7 protein-coding genes are annotated in these 5,517 nt (G+C 72.4%); 1 reads left to right on the forward strand and 6 read right to left on the reverse strand.

What is annotated here, in order from left to right; all coding sequences use genetic code 11:
• From AB0C29_RS31295 to AB0C29_RS31305, 3 genes are all read right to left on the reverse strand, one after another.
• A partial coding sequence (locus AB0C29_RS31295; protein ID WP_360827695.1) for an ATP-binding cassette domain-containing protein occupies nt 1–342 on the reverse strand: 342 nt, incomplete at its 3' end.
• Between the two features lie 87 nt (nt 343–429).
• Nucleotides 430–1,011 (reverse strand): hypothetical protein, encoded by a 582-nt coding sequence (locus tag AB0C29_RS31300; protein WP_360827698.1) that lies wholly within the window; start codon nt 1,009–1,011, stop codon nt 430–432.
• A gap of 27 nt (nt 1,012–1,038) precedes the next feature.
• Nucleotides 1,039–1,707 (reverse strand): ElyC/SanA/YdcF family protein, encoded by a 669-nt coding sequence (locus AB0C29_RS31305; protein ID WP_360827701.1) that lies wholly within the window; start codon nt 1,705–1,707, stop codon nt 1,039–1,041.
• A 56-nt stretch (nt 1,708–1,763) separates the two neighbouring features.
• Between AB0C29_RS31305 and AB0C29_RS31310 the strand changes: the two genes are divergently transcribed.
• Nucleotides 1,764–2,489, forward strand: a complete 726-nt coding sequence (locus AB0C29_RS31310) for a GNAT family N-acetyltransferase (protein WP_360827704.1) — start codon at nt 1,764–1,766, stop codon at nt 2,487–2,489.
• A 10-nt stretch (nt 2,490–2,499) separates the two neighbouring features.
• Here the strand turns inward: AB0C29_RS31310 and AB0C29_RS31315 are convergent, their stop codons facing one another.
• The 3 genes from AB0C29_RS31315 to AB0C29_RS31325 form a co-directional block, all read right to left on the reverse strand.
• Nucleotides 2,500–3,345: an NAD(P)-dependent oxidoreductase gene (locus tag AB0C29_RS31315; protein WP_360827708.1), complete on the reverse strand. Its 846-nt coding sequence runs from the start codon at nt 3,343–3,345 to the stop codon at nt 2,500–2,502.
• 68 nt (nt 3,346–3,413) lie between these two features.
• Nucleotides 3,414–4,427, reverse strand: a complete 1,014-nt coding sequence (locus tag AB0C29_RS31320) for a LacI family DNA-binding transcriptional regulator (RefSeq protein ID WP_360827712.1) — start codon at nt 4,425–4,427, stop codon at nt 3,414–3,416.
• A 20-nt stretch (nt 4,428–4,447) separates the two neighbouring features.
• On the reverse strand, nt 4,448–5,517 hold a 1,070-nt coding region (locus AB0C29_RS31325; protein ID WP_360827715.1), incomplete at its 5' end, for a reverse transcriptase family protein.

Below are 5,517 nucleotides of genomic sequence, written 5' to 3' on the forward strand. Positions count from 1 at the left end.
GCGCGGACCGCCGAGCCGGCCGGGCAGGGCCAGATTTTGCCGGACGGTGAGCTCCGACAGCAGGTTGTAGGACTGGAAGACGAAGCCGACCCGGTCGCGCCGCCAGCGGGTGAGGGGCCGCTCCCGCAGCCGGCTGATCTCGCGGCCGGCCAGCCGGACCGAGCCCGCGGTGGGCCGGTCGAGCCCGGCGGCGCAGTGCAGCAGCGTGCTCTTTCCCGACCCGGTCGCGCCCATGACGGCGACGAACTCACCGGCGCCGACAGAGAGGCTCACCTGCCGCAGGGCCACGATGCCGCGCGGGAAGGTCCGGGCGACGTCCCTCAGTTCCAAGACCGATTCCATGCCGTCCAGCCTGGCCGCCGGGAGTGCGCCGGACATCGGGGCTGGCTCCCGTTCAGGGGTGCGGATAACCGCACCCCCGGCGCGCGGTCAGGGCAGGAACTGCTGCTCGATCTTCGTCACCTCGCCCTGCTTGACCGTGAACCAGAACAGGGTGCCCTTGAGCAGGTTGCCGAAGTGCTGCTCCACCTCCGACACGGCGATGGTCTCCTCGGTCCCCGGGCCGGTCGCCCCGACGACCTCGACCTTGATGGTCTGGGACAGCGGGAGCGTCCGGAGTTTCTTGTTGTCGTTGATGATGAAGTAGTCGTTGTCCGGCGAGTCCTGCTCGGAGTCGGGGTACTTCTTCTGCCACGCCGCGGCGGCGGCGTCCCCGGTCAGGAACTCCACGAGGTCCATGGACACGGTCTCGCCGGCCACCTTGGCGATGAAGCCGGGCCAGCGGCCGTCGGCCAGCAGGACCGCCGGCTTCGTCGAGGTCGCCGTCGCGACGGGGGTGACGGTCGCGTCCGGCGCCGGGCCGTCACCGAACTTCGCGGTGGATCCGGGTACGGCGGCCGGCGGGGCGGCTGACTTGTCCCCGGCCGACTGCCCGGAGCAGGCGGTGGCGAGGGCGAGCATGCAGACGGCGAGGCCGGTGGCGGCGAGCAGTCTGGGCAGGCGTGACGGCATGAGCAGAAGATCCCACACCCGCGCCACTCAGTAGCTGTCCAGGGCCGCCTCGACGCCCGGTTCCCGCGGGCCGAGAAAGACCGGATCACGGCCGGAGACCACGTCGGCGAGCGCCTTGACCACCGCACCGCGCTCGCGGACCACACTGTTGCGCCACGGCTCGCGGTAGATCCGCACGGTGTCGTCGCCCACCCCGGTCGCGTCGACGCCCAGCCGGCGGCACAGGGCCACCGCGCGGTCGATGTGGTAGCTCTGGGTCACCACGACGGCCTGGCTGACCCCGAACACCTGGCGGGCCCGGGCGCACGAGTCGTACGTGTCGAAGCCCGCGTGGTCCAGCACGATCCGCTGGCTCGGCACACCCCGGTCGACCAGCCACTGGAACATCGCCCCGGGTTCGTTGTAACCCCAGTCCATGTGGTCGCCGGAGACCAGGATCGCGCGCACCTTCCCGGCGGCGAGCAGTTGCCGGGCGATCTCCAGCCGCGCGGCCAGGAACGGCGAGGGGTTGCCGTCGGCATACACCTGGGCGCCCAGCACCAGCGCCACCGGGGCCGCGGGGACTGCTGCCACGGTGTAGACATGGCCGCGGGCCTCAGCGCGTACAAAAAGGTCGCCGGCCGCCATGGTGAGGACCGCTGCCGCCACACTGAGCGCACCCGCCACGACGCCGCGCCGGAACCAGACCCTGATCATGCCGGTGACGATGCCAGCAGGCGTCAAGGGCGGCGGACCGGGCATCATTGCCGGTGATGATCGCTCTGGACCGAATCTCCGCCGACGACGACCCGCTGCTGCTGTGGACGGCTCAGGACATGCGTACCGGTGCCCGCGCCTGGGCTCTCGGTGACGCCGCCGCCGTCGCCTGCCGGGACGTCTCCCGCCGCGACCGGCTGGCGCTGCGTGGCAGCCCCGATGACGCCGCCGAGCTGGTGCGGCGCATCCGAGCGCAGGTCACCGGCTTCAACCCGGTCGCGGACGCGGCGCTGATCGACGCCCTCACCGAACGGGTCGACGGCCTGCGACTGGTGGCCCGCTTCGGCTGGATGGACACGACCACGCCGGCGCCCGCGCCGGTCCGCGTCGCCGGCGAGCCACGCTGGCTCACCGATGCTGAGATCCCCGAGGTCACGGCGCTGCTGGAGGCCGAGCACCCCGGTTCGTGGGCCAAGCCCGGCGACTCCGGGGTGCAGCGCTGGGCCGGGTTGCGCGACGCCACCGGGCAACTACAGGCTGTCGCAGCCGACGCCTGGTCCGTACCGGAGATCGGTTTTGTCGCCGGGGTGGCGACCCGGGCCGGGACCCGCGGGCAGGGTCTCGGCACGACACTCTGCGCCTTTGTCACCGACGAGCTGATCAAGGGCCGCAGCCGGGTGGCGCTGCTGGTCGACGGCGACAACTTCTCGGCGATCCGGACCTACGAGAAGCTGGGCTACCGGATGCGGCCGATCGCGGCCGCCCGGCTCACCGGGCCGTGAGGACCGGCCCTCACGACACCTCGTCGCGCCAGCTGTGCTCGGGCTCGTAGCCCAGGACCCGGCGGGCCTTGTCGATCGAGAGCAGCGTCTCGTGCTCCCCGAGCTCTTTTTTCACCGGTACGCCGGGAAAGACCTCCGCCGCCAGCGAAGCACTCGACCGGCTCATCACGGTGTCGGCGTTGGCGATGACGAAGACCTCCACGCCGGGCGTCCCGTACGCCAGCGCCTTGCGCACCGCCTGCGCCCCGTCGCGGGCGTCGATGTAGCCCCACAGGTTCCAGCTGCGGCTGCGCGGGTCGGCGTCGAACGACGGGAATTCCGCGTAGTCCTCCGGGTCCATCACGTTGGAGAAGCGCAGCCCGATCATCTTCAGCTCGGGGTTCCACCGGCAGAACTGCGCGGCCATCGTCTCCTCGAGGTGCTTGACCAGCGAGTACGTCGACTCCGGGCGGGCCGGATAGTCCTCGTCGACCGGGATGTACGGCGGCGGCGTGGTGAACGGCAACCCGAGCACGGTCTCGCTGGACGCCCACACCACGTTGGTGATCCCGGCCAGCCGCGCCGCCGAGAAGACGTTGTACGTGGCCGTGATGTTGTTCTGGAACGTCGCCGCGTTCGGGATGAGGCCGGGCGCCGGGATCGCCGCCAGGTGCACCACCGCGTCGATCTTGTCGTAGCGGTCGTCGATGGCGGTCAGCGCCTCGACGGTCTGCCCGTAGTCGGTCAGGTCGATCTTCAGGGCCGGGCGCGGGGCCGCGACGTCGAGGTTGACCACCTCGTTGCCGTGCGCGGCCAGGTCGGCCAGCACCGCCCGTCCCAGCTTGCCGCTGCCACCGGTCACCGCGATCCGGGTCATGTCATTCCTCTCGCCGGCCTGTTCGGGATCATCTTGCCCCCAGGACGGCGAACCAACCGGGTGCGCGGTCAGCGTGGCGGGGCCGTGCTGCCGCGCGTGGTCAGGTGGGCCGCGCTGCCCTCGGCGCTGTCGACCTTCTGGCCGTCGATCACCTTGAGCAGTTGCCGGGCCGCCTGGGCGCCGTACCCGGGGATGTCCCGGCTCAGGGTGGTCAGCGCCGGGTGCACCAGGCTGCACAGCAGCGAGTCGTCCCAGGCCACGATGGACAGGTCGGCGGGCACGGACAGGCCCATCTCCTGGGCCGCGGCCAGGCCGGCCACCGCCATCACGTCGTTGTCGTAGATGATCGCGGTGGGCCGGTCGGCGCGGATCAGCAGGCGCCGGGTGGCCCGGCCGCCCTCCTCGCCGGTGTAGTCGGCCTGCGCGGTGACCGCGTCCTGCAGGCCCAGAGCGGCGCATGCCTCGACGAACGCGCGGGTCCGCTCGTGGGTGTGCAGCAGGCTGGTGAGCCCGCTAACCCGGGCGATCCGGCGGTGCCCCAGCGCGGCGAGGTAGCGCACGGCCTCGGTCATCGAGCCGGTGTCGTCGGACCACAGCTGTGGGATCGTGCCGGTGTCGGCCGGGCCGCCCAGCATCACGGCCGGCAGCTCGAGCTCCTGCAGGACGGGGATGCGGATGTCGTCCTCGCGCAGGTCGGTGAGGATCACGCCGTCGATGCGCCGCTCACCCCACCAGCGCCGGTAGACCTCGACCTCCTCCTCGGGGGTGGAGACCACCTGCAGGGTCAGCGCGTAGGAGCGGGCCGCCAGCTCCTGCTCGAAGCCGCTGATCAGGCCCATGAACCAGGGCTCGACGCCGAGGATCTTGGCCGGCCGGCACGGGGCCAGGCCGACGGCGTTCGCGCTCGCCCGGGACAGCGCCCGGGCCGCGTTGCTGGGGCTGAATCCGATGTCCCGGGCGACGGCGAGGATGCGCTCGCGGGTGCTGTCCGAGACTCCTGGCTGGCCGTTGAGCGCGTACGACACCGCGCCTTTCGAGACGCCGGCGTGCCGCGCGACATCGGCGATCGTAGGCCGCTTCACTCACTCTCCCGGGGTCGCCGTCAGCTTACCGGCGCGGGCGGTGCAGCGGGAGCGGCCATCGCCGCCCGGAGCAGGTCGTGCAGCTTCGCGGCGCGGGCGGGGTGGCGGTGGGCCATCCAGGCGACGCGGCCGGCGAGGTGGGCGGCGAAATCCGGATGCCCCTCCCGGTTGGCGGCGGCCAGCCCGTGCCGGCCGGCGTTGTGCAGAATTGCCCGCAGCTGGTCGTAGTCCTCCCGGGCCACGGCCGGTCGTGTGTTGACCACCAGGCCGGCGAGCAGCTGACGATCGCCCTGCCGGCGTACCCGGGTCTTGTCCGGATGCGTCCGGAACCCCTCCTCGGCGACGACGGTGCGCACGTACGCGATCAGGTCGCGGACCCGGCGGTCGCCCAGCGAGCCGGAGAAGGCCAGGTCGTCCGCGTAGCGGGAGTAGTGCACGCCGAAGCGGTCGGCCAGGCCGGTCAGCCGCCGGTCCAGCCGGAACGCGCACAGGTTGGCCAGCGCCGGGGAGGTCGGCGCGCCCTGCGGCAGGTGTGGCCGGCGCAGCAACGCCGCCCGCGTCGCGTCCGGAGCGCCGCGCAGCACGGGTGCCGGCGTACGGGTGGTGGTCAGCGCGGTCAGCGTGTGCGCCACCGGTTCGGGATAGCCGGCCTGGCGGAACACCGCGTACACCCGGGCGGCCGTGATGCTGGAGAAGAACGCCCGCAGATCCAGGCTGACCAGCACCTCCTGCCCGGCGTGCGAGGCCGCGAAGGTGTGCACGCCGCGCCCGGGCACGAAGCCGTGGACCCGCTCGTGCACCGGTATCCCGGCGAGGACCTCGGCGAGCAGCCGCCGTTGCAGGTCGCGCAGCATCGGCTTGGGCGCCTCGATCAGCCGGTGCGGCAGCCAGGTGTAGCGGTAGTGGCGCAGCCGTTCGTCGCGGGCGTACCGGTTGATCTCCCGCCGGTCGGCGAACCAGTCCATCATGTCGCCGTCGAGGGACAGGAAATCGGCCAGGGCGCCCAGGTCGTCGATCCGCGGTGTCGGCCAGCGCATCCGGACGGCCCGGGCCGGCGCGACCAGGCGGTGCCGCACGACCGTGCGGTGCG

The sequence above is a fragment of the Actinoplanes sp. NPDC048791 genome, assembly GCF_040650095.1.
Taxonomy (GTDB): Bacteria; Actinomycetota; Actinomycetes; order Mycobacteriales; family Micromonosporaceae; genus Actinoplanes.